Source organism: Sphingomonas sp. 1185, from assembly GCF_040544655.1.
Taxonomy (GTDB): Bacteria; Pseudomonadota; Alphaproteobacteria; order Sphingomonadales; family Sphingomonadaceae; genus Sphingomonas.
Genome location: NZ_JBEPKL010000006.1, coordinates 162,497 through 179,842, shown reverse-complemented (window position 1 = coordinate 179,842; position 17,346 = coordinate 162,497). Strand labels below are relative to the sequence as shown.

The window sequence follows — 17,346 nt, the reverse complement described above, 5'->3', positions numbered from 1 at the left end:
CACGCCCGGCACACATAGCGTTGATGCCCCGCCTTCCGGCCCCGCTTGATCAGGTCAGTCCCATCACACCTTGGGCAACGCATTCCATCCCCCCGCCTCAAATCACAGGAACAGACAAGAATCCACAATGCGGCCGGTGTAAACAGTCCCCCTTCCAGGGGAGGTGGCAGGCCGTCAGGCCTGACGGAGGGGTGTCACCCTCTCGGTAGCGGGACACCCCTCCGACGCGCTGCGCGCGCCACCTCCCCTTGCAGGGGAGGAAGAAAATGGCGTCATGGAAACGTCAACGATTTCCGCCATGACGGGACATGGTTTCACTCTCCCGCCGCTCACTCCTTTCCGCCGGTGCCGCCCTTGCCGGAGCCGGCGCCCTGCCTCCGGCGATCGCCCGCGCCGCCGCGATCGCGCCCGACCGGCGGACCGGCACGATCCGCGATGTCGAGCATGTCGTCATCCTGATGCAGGAAAATCGCGGCTTCGATCATTATTTCGGCACCATGCGCGGGGTGCGCGGGTTCGGCGACCGCTTCCCCATCCCGCTCGCCCCGGCCACGCCCGGCGGCGAGCCACGCACCGTCTGGCAGCAGATGGACCGCACCGCCCCCGACGGCCCGCGTCTGGTGTCGCCCTTCCGGCTCGATACGCGTGCCCATTTCGATCTGATGCGGATGGAGGGCACGCCGCACACCTGGCCCGATGCGCAATCCGCCTGGGACGAGGGGCGCATGGCGCATTGGCCCGAGGCCAAGAAGCAGCGCGCCATGGGCCATTATGCCCGCGCCGACATCCCCTTCCAGTTCGCGCTGGCCGAGGCCTTTACGATCTGCGACGCCTATCACTGCGCGATCCAGACCGGGACCAACACCAACCGGCTGTTCCTGTGGACCGGCACCAACGATCCTTCGGGCAAAGCGGGCGGCCCGGCGATCAGCAATTCGCATGACAGCTTTGCCGAGGATGGCGGCGCGGCCGATCCTTATCGCTGGACCAGCACGGTCGAGCGGATGCAGGCGGCGGGCGTGGACTGGCGCATCTATCAGGACATGGCGGACAATTTCACCGACAATCCGCTGGTCGGTTTCGCCGCCTTTCGCGAGGCGCATCACGGGCGCGGCGATCCGGCGCTGAAGGACCGGGCGCTGACCACGCGCGGGCTGGACGCGCTGAAGGCCGATGTGCTCGCCGGACGACTGCCGCAAGTGTCCTATGTCATTGCCACCGCCGCCGGGTCGGAACATCCCAATCCCTCCAGCCCGGCACAAGGCGCGGCCTATACCGCCGAACTGCTCGACGCGCTGACCGCCGATCCCAGGGTGTGGGCGCGGACCGCTCTGTTCGTGATGTTCGACGAGAATGACGGCTTTTTCGACCATGTCCCGCCGCCCGCGCCGCCGTCGCGGGGTGCCGATGGCCGTCCGCTCGGCGGCTCGACCGTCGACCTGGCGGGCGAATATCATGACGTGCCCTCGACCGGCGATGCCGATGTCGACAAGCCCGCCTATCGCGGCCGCCCCTATGGCCTGGGACCGCGCGTGCCCATGTATGTCGTGTCGCCGTGGAGCCGGGGCGGCTGGGTGAACTCGCAGGTCTTCGACCACACCAGCGTCATCCGCTTTCTGGAGACGCGGTTCGGCTTTCACGAACCCAATATCTCCCCCTGGCGGCGCGCGATCTGCGGCGACCTGACCGGCGCGTTCGACTTCTCCGCGAAGGATGATGCGGCCCCCAGCCTGCCCGATCCGCGCGGCGAGGCGATCCGGGCCGCCGCGATCAAGGGACAGGTCAGCCCGCAGGCCCCCGTGTCGCCCGGCATGCCCCGTCAGGAGCCCGGCCTCCGCCGCGCCCGCCCCCTGCCCTATCGGCTCGAGGTGCAGGAGATGGCCGAAGTCGATGGCCTTGGCCTGCGGTTCCAGGCGGAGGGCGCGGGTGCGGTCTTCCATGTCTATGACCGACTGGCGCTCGACCGCGTGCCGCGCCGCTATACGCTCGACGCCGGCACCGCGATCGAGGATCGCTGGAACTTCGATGCCGAGGGACGCTACGATTTGTGGATCCTGGGACCGGGCGGGTTCCACCGGCATCTGGCGGGACGGGGCGCGATGCCACAGCCGCTGCAATGGCGGATCGCCGAGGACATGCTGCACCTGATCGTCCCCGCCGCGATCGCCGATCTTCGCATGGTGCGCGCCACGGCGGGCGGCGGCGAGACGCGGACCGTGGCGCTGGCCCCCGGCGCGCATCGCTGGTCGCTGGCCGCCGATCTGGGCTGGTACGACATGATGCTGACCCGTGCGACTCAACCCGATTATCGCCGTCGCCTGGCCGGGCGGCAGGACCAGGCGAACCGCGCCACGGTGAGCGACCCGTTCATGGCCTGACCGGGCAAATCAACCACTTCCCCGCCGCATGACGGGGCGATAGGGGTTAGCGGTCACATAATCGGGTTTCAAAAGGGGATGAGGATCATGCGAAGCATAGCGCGCGCCACGGCGCCGGGCGACCGACGCGGACGAATGGCGAAGCGACTGATCGCCGCCGCCGCGCTGCTCTGCGGCAGCGCCCCCCTCGCCCTCTCCGCCGATCCGCTGGCGACGATCGAGCGCAACGGCGCGCAGGTCTCGGTCGAACCCTATGCCCCCGGCATCGTCCGCGTCACCATCGCGATGGACCGCGCGCTGGCGGAGGCCAAGCCCGGCTATGGCATCACCGCCCGGAGCGATGCGACCGGCTGGACCCATCGCACCGATGCCAGCGGCGATATCTTCACCTCGGCCGGGCTGAACGTCACCGTCGCCGCCCAGCCCTGGCCCAAGCCGCCCAGCCAGATGGAGCGTTACTTCGCCCCCTCGCTGCCCCCCGTCGCGATCAGCTTCGCGGGGCCGGACGGCAAGCCGCTGACCCGGCTGAACGGGTGGGAGATGGCGCCGCACACCGTCTCGGGCGAGGCGACGTTCAAGGTCGGGGCGAACTTCGCCGACACGCCCGACACCCATTATTACGGGCTGGGCCAATATCAGGACGGCTTGCTCGACCTGCGCGGCCGGACGATCGACTGCCGCCACGACTATGACCGGCCCGGCGGCGAGTCCGTCTGCGTGCCCTTCATGGTGACGGACAAGGGCTATGCGATCCTGTGGGACAATCCCTCGGCCGCGACCGTCTCGCCCGGCCTGATGAACGCGACGAAGTTCCAGTCCAATGTCGGCGAGCGGGTGTCGTTCTTCGTGATCGCTGGCAAGACGGCGGACGAGCTCTATGCCGGTTACGCCCGGCTGACCGGCGCGACGCCGCTGCCGCCCAAGGCCGCGTTCGGCCTGATCCAGAGCAAGGCGCGTTACGAGACGCAGGGCCAGCTGACCGAGATCGCCGACGGCTATCGCAGCCGGGGCCTGCCGCTCGACATCATGGTGCTCGACTGGTTCTACTGGACCCGGATGGGGCAGCTCGACATCGACCGCACCGCCTTTCCCGATCCGGCGGGGATGAACGCGCATCTGAAGTCGATGGGCATGCGCAGCATCATCAGCATCTGGCCGCGTTTCGAGCGCGAGAGCCGCTGGTTCGACACGCTGGCGGCCAAGGGCTGGCTGATGAAGGACAAGGACGGCAAGCCGGTCGACGGCCTGCCCATCCGTTCCGACCGGGCGGGCGCGCTGATCGACAGCACCAATCCAGAGGCGCGCGAGTGGTTCTGGGGCAAGATCCGCGACAATATCTTTTCCAACGGCTTCGACTATGCCTGGCTGGACGAGACCGAACCCGATCTGGTGCCCGAGGGGCATTTCTTCGCGATCGGCTCTGGCGACCGTTATCGCAACGTCTATCCGCTGCTCCACACCGCCAGCGTCGCGGACGGGTCGGCGCGCGACCGGCCGACCATGCGCAACGTCATCCTGTGCCGCGCCGCCTATCTGGGGACGCAGGCCAATGGCTGCCTGTTCTGGTCGTCCGACGTGCAATCCAACTGGGAGGCGCTGAAGCGACAGGTGCCCGCCGGGCTCGGCATGACCGCCAGCGGCATCGCCTATTGGTCGAGCGATACGGGCGGCTGGCAATGGCCGAACGGGCCGGAGCCGCAGGCCCCGGTGCTGGTCGATCCGGCGGGCGCGACCGCGATGGCGCCGTCGTACCGCGATTATCCCGAGCTGTTCGTCCGCTGGTTCCAGTATAACGCCTTCACCCCGACGCTGCGCATCCATGGCCAGCGGCCGGGCACCGCGCTGTGGGACTATGGCAAGGCGGCCGAGCCGATCCTGGCGAACAGCCTGCGGCTTCGTTATGCGCTGATGCCCTATATCTACGCGCTGGGGCGAAAGACGAACCAGAGCGGCGCGCCGTTCATGCGCGCGCTGTTCATGGACTTTCCCAACGATCCGGTCGTGAAGACGCTGGGCGACGAATATATGTTCGGCCCCGCCTTCCTGGTCGCGCCCGTCACCGAACAGGGGCAGACGGCGCGCCGCGTCTATCTGCCCGCCGGGACCGACTGGTATGACTGGTGGACCGACAAGCGCTATACGGGCGGCCAGTGGATCGAGGCGGCGGCGCCGATCGATCATATCCCGCTGTTCGTCCGCGCCGGGTCGATCGTGCCGATGGGCGTCCAGGTACCCAGCACCGCGACCGCGCAATCCCTGGAGAGCATCCGCGTCTATCCCGGCCGTGATGCCAGCTTCATCCTTTATGACGATGACGGCACCACCAATGCCTATCGGACCGGCGGCGGGCGCAGCGCCACGCTGCGCTGGAACGACGCCACCCGCCAGCTGACCGCCGGGGGCCGCCTGCCGACCGGCCAGACGCTGGCGCCGCTGGTCAGGATCGTCGGCCGGTAACGGGATCGCGCCCGGCGAGTTTCCCCTTGAGGAAAACGGACCGGGCACGATACGATTTTGGCGACGGACCGGAACGACCGGCCGTTCCAAAATGGGGAGAAGGAGCATGATCGGAATTATTGCCATGCTGTTGGCCACGCTGCCCGCCGCGCCGGGACAGGCCGCGCCCAGTGCCGCCGCGCAGCCCAGCATCTTCGACAAGGCGGTCAACGCACCGGGCATCGGGTGGAATCCCTATGGCCCCAACCAGACCGCCAGGCAGGTGGCCGCAACGGACGTTCCGGGCGGGGCCGCAGTCCAGATCAAGGTCGCACGCGCCGGGGCCAATCCCTGGGACAGCGGCGTCACCTATCCGACGGTCAAGCCGATCGCGGCGGGCGACACGATGCTGGTCATGGTCTTTCTGCGCGCGCCCGATGCGACCGACGCCGCGCCGGTGACGATCCCAGTGGGCATGGGCGGATCGGAGCCGCCTTACACCCCGATCGCGACCGAGCCGGTTCGGGTCGGATCGACCTGGAAACGCTATTATGTCACCGGCGTCGCGAACCAGGCCTATGCCGCGGGCAAGGCCAATATCTCGGTCCAGCTGGCGGGCGCCAAGCAGGTGATCGAGGTCGGACCGGCCTTTCTGCTCGATCTGGGGCCGGGGTTCGATCGGTCGAAATTGCCGCATAACTGATGGATTGAACGGGGGTCGGGAATCCACCCGCCATCCAAAAAGGACCGCCCGCCTCCCCACGGGAAACGGGCGGTCGCACGTCACGTAACGCTCCGGCCGGAGCCCGAAGGCCCCGGCCGAACCCTCCGGATCAGAAGGTGCCGCGAAGCGCGAAGGTGAAGCGGCGGTCGTTGACGATGTACGAGCGCGGCGCCGTGGCGGTCGAACCGCTGATATAGGCCTGCTCGGTCTTGATGACCTGATTGGCCAGGTTCACGCCCTGCACGCCGATCTTCAGATATTTGTTCAGGTTGATGAACGCCGACGCGTCGAGCTGCCCGCCCGCATCCTGATAGATGGAGGTATAGGGGAAGATCACGTCCGCCGGGGTCAGCAGATATTTCGAACGCCAGTTATACGCCGCCCGCAGCGACACCGGACCCTTTTCATAGAAGAGCGCGGCGTTGACCGTATGCCGCGACAGCCCCTCCAGCGGAATATTGCCCGGCTTGATGTTGGAATTGTTCGCCGGAGCACCGCCGTTCAGGAACGAGTTGGGCAGGCCCGAACTGTCGATATAGGTATAGCTGCCGCTCGCCCCCAGGCCGCCGAGCAGCCCCGGCAGGAAGTCGAAGGTCTGCTGATACGCCGCCTCGAAGCCCTTGATCTTGCCCGTGCCGTCATAGTTGGAGGGCCCGCGCACCAGCACCGACTGGGTGATGCCGTTGCTGGTGATGTTGCGGGTGGTGACCGACTGGTAGAAGAAGTCCTTCACCGACTTGTAGAAGACGTCCAACGACAGCTGGCCGACACGGGCGAAATACCATTCGACCGTGGCGTCGAACTGCCACGCGGTGGCGGGCTTCAGATAGGGATTGCCCGCCGTCGCGGTGATCTGGCCGCCATTGGCATCAAAGCCGAGTTGCAGGAAGTTGCGGATATTGGCGAAGTCCGGACGCGTCATCACCTTCGACGCCGCCAGACGCAGCACCACGTCGCGACCGATCCCGAACTTCAGGTTCATGCTCGGCAGCCAGTAATGATATTGGCTGCGCGCCGTATCGGGCGTCGTGACCCCGGTCGAGAATTGCCGGATCGCGTCATAGGCTGGCCTGCCGAGCTGGCAGATGCCCGTCGGGACGGCGGTGACGCTGACGCCATTCTGCGTCGTGGTCTGCGGCGCGCACCGGACCTCGAACTCGTCGGTCGTGCCCGTCTGCTGCCGGGTCGGCGCACCGATCGAGCCTGCCGAGGTCACGTCGGTCAGGACATAGCGGACGCCGATATTGCCGCTCATCCGAACGCCCGGGAACAGATCGCCCGGCGTCGCGAAGTTCAGCTGCGCAAAGGCGTTCTTGTCCTGCTGGTTAACCAGCTGGATTTCCGACGGCAGGTACGGCGTGCCCGACACGACGCCCGCCCGCTGCGCCAGCGGCGACCAGGTCGTGGCGGTCGAACCATTGGCCGACTTCCACAAATTGCCGATCGACTGGAAATAGGCCGCCGCCTGCTGATAATCGTCCGTCATGTTGCCGGTATAATAATAGGCGGACGGCGAACCGTTGGTCGCACCACGGAAGAAGTTCGGGAAGGTATAGAGCTCGGTCTGGCCCGGCTGCTGCGCGAAGGACACGGGGTTGCTGCCCGACCAGACTTCCGACAGCGCGCCCCAGTTATAGGTGGTGTAGCGGACTTCCGACGCGCGGTCGGCATAGCGTGCGCCGAACCGCGCGCGGGTGAAGAAGCTGCCTTCGTCGAACTTATAGTCGACATCGGCCTTGAACGCATATTCGCGGCCCACGCTCTCTTCGAGATGGTCCATCGCCGCGCGCCAGAACTGGACGTTGCGGTTGGCGAAATATTGCGAATCGCTCTGCTGGTTCAAGGTCGGGTTGGGCGTCGCCCAGCTCGCCTGGAGCGTCGTCGGCTTGTGCGGGATGACGGCCGGCAGATTGCCCGACAGGTCGAGCTCGGAGTCGGCGAAGGTCGAGCCGAACACGCGCAGATCGGTGTTGGTCTTCTTCGCACGGGTATAGTCACCGTCGAGATTGACCGACCAATGGTCGTCGAGCTGGGTCTTCAGGTTGACGCCGAAGTCGGTGACGGTGTTCTCGTCCCGCGTCATGCCGCGTGCCAGCGACTGCTGCGTACCGCCGGTGGGAACCCAGCAGGTCGCCTGACCGCTGCAACTGGCGCGATACCCGTTGCCCGGCGCGGTGATGTACCCCGACTGGAACAGGCCGTTGGCGTCATAGACATAGTTCTTGGTCGTGCCGGTCGGGCACTGGGCGATCGTCGCGTTGTTGGGGCCCAGATTGTTCTGGAGGCAGCCCACCGGATAGGTGTTGTATTCGGCCAGGTCGGGCGCGGTCTCGAAGGTTCGCTCCGACGTGTTGTTGACCGTGTGGGTCCGCAGGAACTGCGCGGTCAGGACGGTGCGCTCGTCATTGCTCTGCCACTGGCCCGCCAGCGCGATGCCGTCACGCTTGCGATCGAATTCCTGCGTCGCGAACTGGCCGCCGATCGGTGCGTAGCGCAGCGATGCCGGGTCGAGATAGCCGTCCGCGCCCGGCGTGCTGGCCGCGCCGCACGCGAACCCGGTCGTGCCGCCCACCGGCAGCGTCGTCTGGTCGACCGTGCCGGGCAAGGGGTTGCGGCAATTCTGCGCGGTGGTCGAATTGGCCGCCAGCGCCAGCGTGTTGTCGCGGGTCTGGATATTGGTGATGCGGATGCTGTCCGCCCGGCTGCGGACGCGCGAATAGGAGATGTTGCCGAGCAGGCCGAAGCGGCCGATGCCGGTATCCCAGGTGTTGCTGACCAGCAGCGAGCCCGTCGGCGACCATTTCTTCTTGAAGTCGCCATAATTGCCCTCGGCGGTGAAGCCGATATGGAAACCCTTGTTGTCGAACGGCTTGCGGGTGTTCAGATTGACCGTACCGGCCAGGCCGCCCTCGATCAGATCGGCGGTGGCGTTCTTGTACACCTCGACCGAGCCGAGCAGTTCGGCGGGCACGTCGGAGAAGTTGATCGCCTGCCCGCCGATACCCGCCGAGAAGGTGTCGCGGCCGTTGAACTCGGACCGGACGAAGGTCAGGCCGCGCACCGCGACGCCCGAACCCTCGACCGAGAAGTGATCGGGATCGTTGGCGGCAGCGAAACGGCTGATCGACACGCCGGGCACGCGCTGCAACGCCTCAGTCACCGAACGGTCGGGCAGCGCGCCGATGTCGCTGGCGGTGATCGCGTCGACCACGGTGTCGGAATTGCGCTTGATCGACTGGGCGTTCGCCAGGCTCTGGCGGATGCCGGTGACGACGACTTCCTTTTCGCTGCCGAGCTCGTCGCCCGCGGCGGGCTGCGATCCGGCGGTGCCGACAGCCGCGCTGGTCGGCGGCGTCGCCGATCCGGCCGTCCCCTGGCCCGCGACCGATCCGGTCGGCGAGGAGGTGGACTGGTCCGCTCCGGCCGCAGCCTGCGGATCGGCGGCCTGCGCGAAGGCGGGCGCGCTCAGCGAGGCGATGCACAGCGCGCCGGCGGAGGCCCCGAACAGAAGGCGCGAAAAACGATTGGTATTGGACGTGAGCGGCGCAAAGCTGCGCATAACGGTCATCCCCCCCTTTTGTGCGCGCCACTATTGACGTCGCAGACTAGGTCGCGATCGCGACTGTTACCGCGATTCACCGCAACATGATTGCGCTACCAGTCGCGAAACAACAAGATACTGATCCTAAAAATGGCCGATCCGGGACAAGGTGCGACATTCCTGCCACGCTTCGCATCGCGACGGATTGCGGCAAGGACCAAGGCGCGGCATGACTTGGAAAATTGGCACGGGAATCGAGGCCAAAGGGGGGGATGGTAGCGTGACAACGGATCGGCTGCGGGTCGTCATCGTGGGCGGCGGGACCGCCGGGTGGATGGCCGGCGCCGCGCTGACGCGTCTCGTTTCAGGACGCTGTTCGGTACGGCTGATCGAATCCGAGGCGATCGGCGTGGTCGGCGTCGGCGAGGCCACCCTGCCCCATATCCGTGCCTTCAACGAACGGCTGGGCATCGCCGAGGCCGATTTCATGGCGCGCACCCGCGCGACGTTCAAACTGGGGATCGAGTTTCGCGACTGGGGCCGGATCGGGGACAGCTATATCCATCCCTTCGGCACCTTCGGACGCGGTTCGGGCCCGATCGACTTCCACCATTACTGGACCCGGCTGGCGCGGGAGGGGCACGCGCCGCCGCCGCTCGACCGGCTGTCCTATGCCTGTGCCCTGGCGCGCGCGGGGCGGTTCGACCATCCGGGGCGGGATCGCGAGGACCTCTCCTCGACCTTCGGCTATGCCTATCAGTTCGATGCGCTGCTCTTCGCCCCCTATCTGCGGCAACTGGCCGAGGAGGCCGGCGCGGTGCGGACCGAAGGGATGGTCGTCGATGTCGAGCGCGACGGCGAGAGCGGCCTGATCCGCGCGGTCACGCTGGCGGATGGCGAGCGGGTGGAGGGCGACCTCTTCATCGACTGTTCGGGCTTCCGCTCGCTCCTGCTCGGGCAGACGCTGGAGGAGCCGTTCGAGGACTGGTCGAAATGGCTGCCGACCGACCGCGCGGTGGCGATGCCGTGCCGGACCGAGACCGCCGTCACCCCCTATACCAGCGCGATCGCGATGCCCGCCGGATGGCGCTGGCGCATCCCGCTCCAGCACCGCACCGGCAATGGCTATGTCTATGCCAGCGACTTCATCGGCGACGACGAGGCGGCCCGCGCGCTGGAGCAGGCGGTAGAGGGCGAACCGCTCGCCAGCCCGCGCCTCCTGCGCTTCAAGGCGGGGCGGCGGCGGCGCAGCTGGGTCGGCAATTGCGTGGCCATAGGGCTGGCCAGCGGCTTTCTGGAGCCGCTGGAGTCGACCAGCATCTATCTGGTGCAGCAGGCGATCACCGCGCTGATCGAGCTGTTTCCCGAACGCGGGATGGCCGCGTCGGACCGCGACGAGTTCAACCGGATCATCGACCTGGAATATGACCGGATCCGCGATTTCCTGATCCTGCATTATCACGCCACGACCCGCGACGATTCCCCCTTCTGGAACTATGTCCGCACCATGCCCATCCCGGACAGCCTGGCCGAGAAGATGGAATTGTGGCGCAGGCGGGCGCGGGTGGTGAAGTATCGCGAGGGCGTGTTCCTGGATGCCAGCTGGATCGCGGTCTATCTGGGCCAGGGCATCCTGCCCGAAGGCTGGGACCCGCGCGCGGATGTCGCAAGGGCCGACACGCTGACCCGCGCGGTCGCGGACCTGCAGGCGGAGATCGACGCCGATGTCGGCGCGCGGCCCGATCACCGCGCCTTCCTGCAACGCTATTGCCCGATGGTGGAGGCGGCATGACGGCGCGCGCCATCACGCGGGTCCTGGTCGCGGGCGGCGGGCTGACCGGCTGGTGCGCCGCCGCCGCGCTCAAGCGGCGCGCGCCGTTCCTCGACGTCACGCTGCTCGCCACCGCGATCGCGCCCGATGCGCTGGCCGACCGGATCGCCTGCACCCTGCCCTCGCTTCCCGGTTTCCAGGCCGATCTGGGGCTGGGCGAGGATGACGGGGTGACGCGCGCCGGGGCGGGCTATCGGCTGGGCACGCGCTTTGCGGGCTGGGCCGAGGGGCTGCCCGATTACGTCCATGCCTATGGCTCCTATGGCCATGCCATCGGTCCGGCCGCCTTCCACCTCCACTGGGTGCGGGCGGCACGCGAGGGCAGCACCACCCCGTTCGACGGCTTTTCCCCCGCCGCCCAAGCCGCGCGCGCGGGGCGCTTCGTACCGCCGACGCCCGACACGCTGTTCGCCGCGCACGATTATGGCCTGACGCTCGACCTGGACCGGCACCGCGCGATGATGCGCGCCTTCGCCCTGCATGTCGGAGTGCGCGAGACGGTCGGCGAGATCGCCGAGGCCGCCTGCGACGCGCGCGGTTTCCTCTCCGGCATCCGGCTGACCGGCGGCGAGACGCTGGCCGCAGACCTCTATGTCGATGCGACCGGCCCGGCGGCGCGGATGCGCGGCGTGATCGACGCGGAGCGGCAGGACTGGAGCGCCTGGCTGCCCTGCGACCGGGTGTTGCTCGGCAGCCGCCAGGGGGGCGAAGGGCCGCCGGTGCTCACCCCCGTCACCGCCCATGCGGCGGGATGGCACTGGTCGAGCGGCGAGCAGGTCGGGATCGCCTATGCCGCGGCCCATCTGCCCGATGCGCAGGCCGCCGCGATGCTGGCGGCGGACGACGCGACACCGGATCGGCCCGTCACCATCCACCCCGGCACCCGCCCCCAGCCCTGGCGCGGCAATTGCGTCGCGATCGGCGATGCCGCCACCCAGGTCGAGCCGCTGGAATGGTGCAACCTCCATCTGGCGCTGAGCGCGATCGACCGGCTGGTCGCGATGCTGCCCGACGCGGACATGGCCCCGGTCGAGCGCGCGGATTTCAACCGCCAGACCCTGGCCGAGGCCGAGCGGGTGCGCGACTTCCTCGCCGCGCATTACCGCACCGCGCGCCGCCCCGAGCCGATGTGGCAGGCGATGGCGCATGCCGCACCGCCCGCCAGCCTGGCGCACACGCTGGCGCAATTCGCCGAGCGTGGCCGCCTGCCCTTCTATGAGGAAGAGACGTTCGCGCGCGACAGCTGGGCCGCGATCCTGCTGGGTCAGGGTGTGCTGCCGCGCCGCGTCGATCCGCTGGCCGAGACCATGAGCTTCGCCGAACTGCGGGGCATGATGGACCGCTTCACCAACGCCATCGCCGCCGCCCTGCCCCGCCTTCCCGCCCATGCCGAATGGCGGGCGGCCCAGATGAGACGCCTTGCCCGATGACGACATCCCACGAGCACAGCATCCGTCGGGTCGTCATCGTCGGCGGCGGCACTGCCGGATGGATGGCCGCCGCCGCCTTCGCGCGCCTCCTCAACAACGGCTATACCCAGGTCACGCTGGTCGAGTCCGAGGAGATCGGCACGGTCGGCGTCGGCGAGGCGACGATCCCGCCGATCATCACCTTCAACCAGATGCTGGGGCTGGACGAGAATGAATTTCTCGCCGCGACCGGCGGCACGTTCAAGCTGGGGATCGAGTTCGTCGACTGGGGCGAGCGCGGCGAACGCTATTTCCACCCTTTCGGACGCTATGGCCAGGATTTGCAGGGCGTCCATTTCCACCAGCTCTGGCTGCGCGAGAAGAGCCGCACGCCCGCCCTGCCCGACATCGCCGACTGGGCAATGAGCGCGGTCGCGGCGCGTGGGGGCAAGTTCGGGCGCGCCAAACCCGATGCGCGCTCGCCGATCCGCGAGCTGTTCTACGCCTTCCACTTCGATGCCTCGCTCTATGCCCGCTATCTGCGCGCCTATGCCGAGCGTGGCGGGGTGACGCGGATCGAGGGGCGGATCGAGGCGGTCGGGCTGCGCCCCGAGGACGGCTATGTCGAGGCGGTGACGCTGGCCGATGGCCGCCGGGTCGAGGGCGACCTGTTCATCGACTGCTCGGGCTTTCGCGGCCTGCTGATCGAGGAGGCGCTGGGCACCGGCTATGAAAGCTATGCCCGGTGGCTGCCCTGCGACCGTGCGGTTGCCGCCCCGTGCGCGCTGCCCGACCCGCGCGAACCCGATCCCTTCACCCGCTCGACCGCGCGAGAGGCGGGCTGGCAATGGCGCATCCCGCTCCAGCACCGGATGGGCAATGGCCTGGTCTATTGCAGCGAGTATCTGGACGACGATGCCGCGCGCGCGCAGCTGCTCGGCAGCCTGGAGGGCGAGTTGCTGGGCGATCCGCGCCAGCTACGCTTCACCGCCGGGCGGCGTCGGCAAAGCTGGAACCGCAACGTCGTGGCGCTGGGCCTGTCGAGCGGCTTTCTGGAACCGCTGGAATCGACCAGCATCCATCTGGTGCAGGCCGCGATCCAGCGGCTGATCGCGCTGTTCCCCGACGCCCGCTTCGACCCGGCCGAGCGGGACGAGTTCAACCGCCAGATGCACGACCTGTACGAGGATGTGCGCGACTTCATCATCCTCCACTACAAGGCGACGCGGCGCAGCGACACGCCCTTCTGGGACCGGGTGCGCACCATGGACGTGCCCGACAGCCTGGCGCGCAAGATGGCGCTATGGTCGGGCAAGGGGCGGTTGTTCCGCGAAGGCTATGACCTGTTCGGCAACCCCAGCTGGATCGCGGTCTGCCTGGGCCAGGGGATGGTTCCGCAGGGGTGGGAGCCCGCCGCCGATGCGCTCGACGAAAATCTGGTGGCGCAGGCGCTGGCGCAGATGCATCAGGGCTATGCCGACACGGGGGCGCGGCTGCCCAGCCATGGCGATTTCCTGCGCGCCGTCGCGCCCTCGCCGCTCGCCCCCGCGATGACGGGCATGACGGGGGCGGCGAAGGCCGACGACACCGGCTATGATTTTGCGCGCACCGCCCCCGATGCCGGGCGGGCGCAGGGAGTGATCTTGTGAAGCGGTTCGTTCTTCCCCTGCTGGCGCTGGCCGCGATCGGTGCGACCGACGCGCCGGGGCCCCATCTCAACCAGATCGGCTTTCGCCCCGACACCGCCAAGCGCGCCATCCTGGCGCATGACGGCATGCAGCCCTTGCCCTGGCGGCTATTGAACGAAAGCGGCGCGACGGTGGCGGAGGGGCGGACCACGCCCTTCGGCCCCGATGCCGCCTCGGGCGACACGGTCCATCAGATCGATTTCGGCCGCTTCGCCACGCCGGGCCGCTACCGGCTTCAGGTGGACGGGCGGACCAGCCCCGTCTTCACCATCGACGCAGGCGTCTATGCCCCGCTGGCGCGCGCCGCGCTGAACTTCTTCTACCAGCAGCGCGCAGGCGTGCCGATCGAGGCGCGTTTCGCCGGCGGGCCGCAATGGGCGCGGGCCGCCGGTCATGCGAAGGAAGTCGTCACCTGCTTCAAGGGGGCGGATCTGGCGGGCACGGTCTGGCCGGGCTGCCCCTATAGGCTGGATGTCACCGGCGGATGGTATGATGCGGGCGACCAGGGCAAATATGTCGTCAATGGCGGCATCGCGCTGTGGATGCTGCAAAATCTCTATGAGGTCGATGCCGCCTCGCCGCCCTTCCCCGATGGCGCCGCCGCGCTGCCCGAGGCCGGGAACCGGATCAACGACCTGCTGGACGAGACGGCATGGGAGATGCGCTTCCTGCTGGCGATGCAGGTGCCCGACGGCCAGACGCTGGCGCTGCCGGTCGGGCGGCAGGCCGGGCGCGTCAAGCAGCTGACGCCGGTCGATGCGGGCGGGATGGCGCATCACAAGATCGCCGACCGCAACTGGACGGCGCTGCCCACCGCGCCCGCCGACGATCATGAGGAGCGGCTGCTCTATCCGCCCAGCACCGCCGCGACGCTGAACCTGGCGGCGACGGCGGCGCAATGCGCGCGCATCTGGCGCGGGATCGACGACGCCTTCGCCAAACGCTGTCTGGTCGCGGCGGGCAAGGCGTATCGCGCGGCGCGGCGCAATCCCGACATCTATGCCGCGCAGGACTTCAACGGCAGCGGCGGTTACGGCGATGGCGAGCTGTCCGACGAACTCTATTGGGCGACCGCCGAACTCTATGCCACGACCGGGATGCCCGAACTGGCCGAGGCCCTGCACGCCATGCCGCTCCATGCCGCACCGCTGACCGCCGAGCCGAGCTGGGGCAGCACCGCCGCGCTGGGCACCATCACGCTGGCGACCGCGACCGGGGTGGCGCCCGCCGAACGCGCCGCCGCGCGCGCCAAACTGGTGGCGCTGGCCGACCATTTCCTGGCCGAGGAGGCACGGTCGGGCTATCACATTCCCTTTGCCGACACCGCCTATCACTGGGGGTCGAACAGCGGCATTCTGGGCCGGGGCATGATCCTGGCGCTGGCCGCGCGCTTCACCGGGCAGGCCCGCTACCGCGACGCGGCGGTCGATACGATGGATTATGTGCTGGGCCGCAATCCGCTCGACCAAAGCTATGTCAGCGGCTTCGGGTGGAAGCCCATGAAGAACCCGCATCACCGTTTCTGGGCGCATCAGATGGATGCCCGCATGCCCGGACCGCCGCCCGGCGTGCTGAGTGGCGGGGCCAACAGCACCGTCTTTCCCGAACCCGCCTCCGCGCCGATGAAGGGGCATTGCGTGGGCCAGCGCTGCTGGATCGACGATGCGCGCGCCTATGCGCATAACGAGGTCGCGATCAACTGGAACGCGCCGCTGGTTTGGCTGGCCAGCGACCTGACCCGGCCAGCCGCCCCGGCACGCTGACAGCCCGGGTTCACCAAGTTTCTGCAAAATTCGATTTCAGGACAAAAGGACATTCGATGGATCGTCGTGATTTCATGAAGACCGGCATGGCGATGGGCGGTGCCGCGCTCGCCACCGGCGGCGGCACGCTGGCCGCCGCACGCGCCGCCGCGCAGACCGCCGGCCTGAGCTTTCCCAAGGACTTCCTCTGGGGTTGCGCCACCGCCGCCTATCAGATCGAGGGTGCGGTCAAGGAGGATGGGCGCGGGCTGACCAACTGGGACGTGTTCTCGCACACGCCGGGCAAGGTCGCCAATGGCGACACCGGCGACGTCGCCTGCGACAGCTATCACCGCTACAAGGACGATATCGCGCTGCTCAGCGATCTGGGCGTGAAGGCCTATCGCATGTCGATCGCCTGGTCGCGTATCTTCCCCGAGGGGCGCGGCAAGGTCAACCAGAAGGGCCTGGATTACTATAACCGCGTCATCGACGCGCTGCTGGCGGCGGGAATCCAGCCCAATGTCACCATGTTCCACTGGGACCTGCCCCAGGCGCTGCCCGGCGGCTGGCAGAATCGCGACACGGCCAAGGCGTTCGCCGATTATGCGGGCTTCATGGCGGGCAAGCTGTCCGACCGCGTCCACCGCTTCATGACGGTCAACGAGCTGCGCTGCTTCACCGATCTGGGCCATATGGTCGGGATCCACGCGCCGGGCTTGAAGCTACCCCCCGCACAGGTGAACCAGGTCCGCCATCACGGCGTCCTGGCGCACGGCTTGGGCGTGCAGGCGATCCGCGCCCATGCCAAGGCGGGGACCGAGGTCGGCATCGCCGACAATGCCAGCATCTTCGTCCCCGTCATCGAGACGCCCGAGCATATCGAGGCGACCAAGAAGGCGATGCGCGACGAGAATGCGATGTTCCTGACCGCCGTCATGGAAGGCCGCTATATCGACAGCTATCTCGCCTCGGCCGGGGCGGATGCGCCCAAGGTGCAGGCGGGCGACATGGCCGCGATCGGCAGCCCGCTCGATTTCGTCGCGCTCAACATCTACACGCCGACCTTCGTGAAGGCCGATGCGAGCGATCCGCGCGGCTATGTCCCCCTGCCCCATCTGCCCCAGTCGCCGCGCATGGCCTCGCCCTGGCTCTATGTCGGCCCCGAGGCCGCCTATTGGGGCGTCCGCGCGGCCAGCGAGCTGTGGAAGCCCAAGGCGATCTACATCTCCGAAAACGGCACCTCGGCCGACGATACGCTCAACCCGGCGGGGACGGTCGATGACGGCGACCGGATCATGTATCTGCGCAACTATCTGGGCCAGTTCCGCCGCGCGGCGGCCGAGGGATTCCCGCTCAAGGGCTATTTCCTCTGGAGCCTGATGGACAATTTCGAATGGGCCGATGGCTATGGCAAGCGGTTCGGCATCCATTATGTCGACTTCGCCACCCAGAAGCGCACCCCCAAGCTGTCCGCGCGCTGGTACAAGGAACTGATCCGCCGCAACGCGCTGGTCTGATCCTACCCACATGACAAAAAACCCCGCCGATCGGCCGATCGGCGGGGTTTTCCATGCCTGTCGGCCAGGGGGCGACC

General features: G+C 68.0%; 10 protein-coding genes. 8 read left to right on the top strand and 2 right to left on the bottom strand.

From position 1 onward, the window contains the following. The coding region (locus tag ABIC44_RS07145; RefSeq protein ID WP_354294547.1) for an IS1/IS1595 family N-terminal zinc-binding domain-containing protein at window positions 1–83 on the bottom strand (83 nt) is incomplete at its 3' end. A gap of 225 nt (window positions 84–308) precedes the next feature. Here ABIC44_RS07145 and ABIC44_RS07140 point away from each other — a divergent pair. From ABIC44_RS07140 to ABIC44_RS07130, 3 genes are all read left to right on the top strand, one after another. After that, window positions 309–2,378 carry a phosphocholine-specific phospholipase C gene (locus tag ABIC44_RS07140; RefSeq protein ID WP_354294535.1) on the top strand — a complete coding sequence of 690 codons (2,070 nt, stop codon included), beginning with the start codon at window positions 309–311 and terminating at the stop codon, window positions 2,376–2,378. Between the two features lie 135 nt (window positions 2,379–2,513). After that, window positions 2,514–4,835: a glycoside hydrolase family 31 protein gene (locus ABIC44_RS07135; RefSeq protein WP_354294546.1), complete on the top strand. Its 2,322-nt coding sequence runs from the start codon at window positions 2,514–2,516 to the stop codon at window positions 4,833–4,835. Window positions 4,836–4,941: 106 nt separating this feature from the next. Next, window positions 4,942–5,517 (top strand): hypothetical protein, encoded by a 576-nt coding sequence (locus tag ABIC44_RS07130; RefSeq protein ID WP_354294534.1) that lies wholly within the window; start codon window positions 4,942–4,944, stop codon window positions 5,515–5,517. A 130-nt stretch (window positions 5,518–5,647) separates the two neighbouring features. Here ABIC44_RS07130 and ABIC44_RS07125 read toward each other — a convergent pair whose 3' ends face one another. After that, window positions 5,648–9,097, bottom strand: coding sequence for a TonB-dependent receptor (locus ABIC44_RS07125; protein ID WP_502959826.1), 3,450 nt, complete (start codon window positions 9,095–9,097; stop codon window positions 5,648–5,650). A gap of 211 nt (window positions 9,098–9,308) precedes the next feature. Between ABIC44_RS07125 and ABIC44_RS07120 the strand changes: the two genes are divergently transcribed. Genes ABIC44_RS07120 through ABIC44_RS07100 form a run of 5 tightly spaced genes read left to right on the top strand, consistent with a single transcriptional unit; the run spans window position 9,309 to window position 17,269 of the window. Then, the gene (locus ABIC44_RS07120; RefSeq protein WP_502959822.1) at window positions 9,309–10,871 is read left to right on the top strand and encodes a tryptophan halogenase family protein; all 1,563 of its coding nucleotides are present in this window, start codon (window positions 9,309–9,311) and stop codon (window positions 10,869–10,871) included. Continuing rightward, window positions 10,868–12,340 (top strand): tryptophan 7-halogenase, encoded by a 1,473-nt coding sequence (locus tag ABIC44_RS07115; RefSeq protein WP_354294530.1) that lies wholly within the window; start codon window positions 10,868–10,870, stop codon window positions 12,338–12,340. The genes ABIC44_RS07120 and ABIC44_RS07115 overlap by 4 nt, the downstream gene beginning before the upstream one ends. After that, window positions 12,337–13,968 carry a tryptophan halogenase family protein gene (locus ABIC44_RS07110; protein ID WP_354294529.1) on the top strand — a complete coding sequence of 544 codons (1,632 nt, stop codon included), beginning with the start codon at window positions 12,337–12,339 and terminating at the stop codon, window positions 13,966–13,968. The genes ABIC44_RS07115 and ABIC44_RS07110 overlap by 4 nt, the downstream gene beginning before the upstream one ends. Further along, window positions 13,965–15,770, top strand: coding sequence for a glycoside hydrolase family 9 protein (locus ABIC44_RS07105; RefSeq protein WP_354294527.1), 1,806 nt, complete (start codon window positions 13,965–13,967; stop codon window positions 15,768–15,770). Before ABIC44_RS07110 ends, ABIC44_RS07105 begins: the two co-directional genes overlap by 4 nt. A gap of 56 nt (window positions 15,771–15,826) precedes the next feature. Further along, entirely contained in the window at window positions 15,827–17,269 is a 1,443-nt protein-coding gene (locus ABIC44_RS07100; protein WP_354294526.1) for a GH1 family beta-glucosidase, read from the top strand. The last annotated feature ends 77 nt before the right edge of the window (window positions 17,270–17,346 follow it).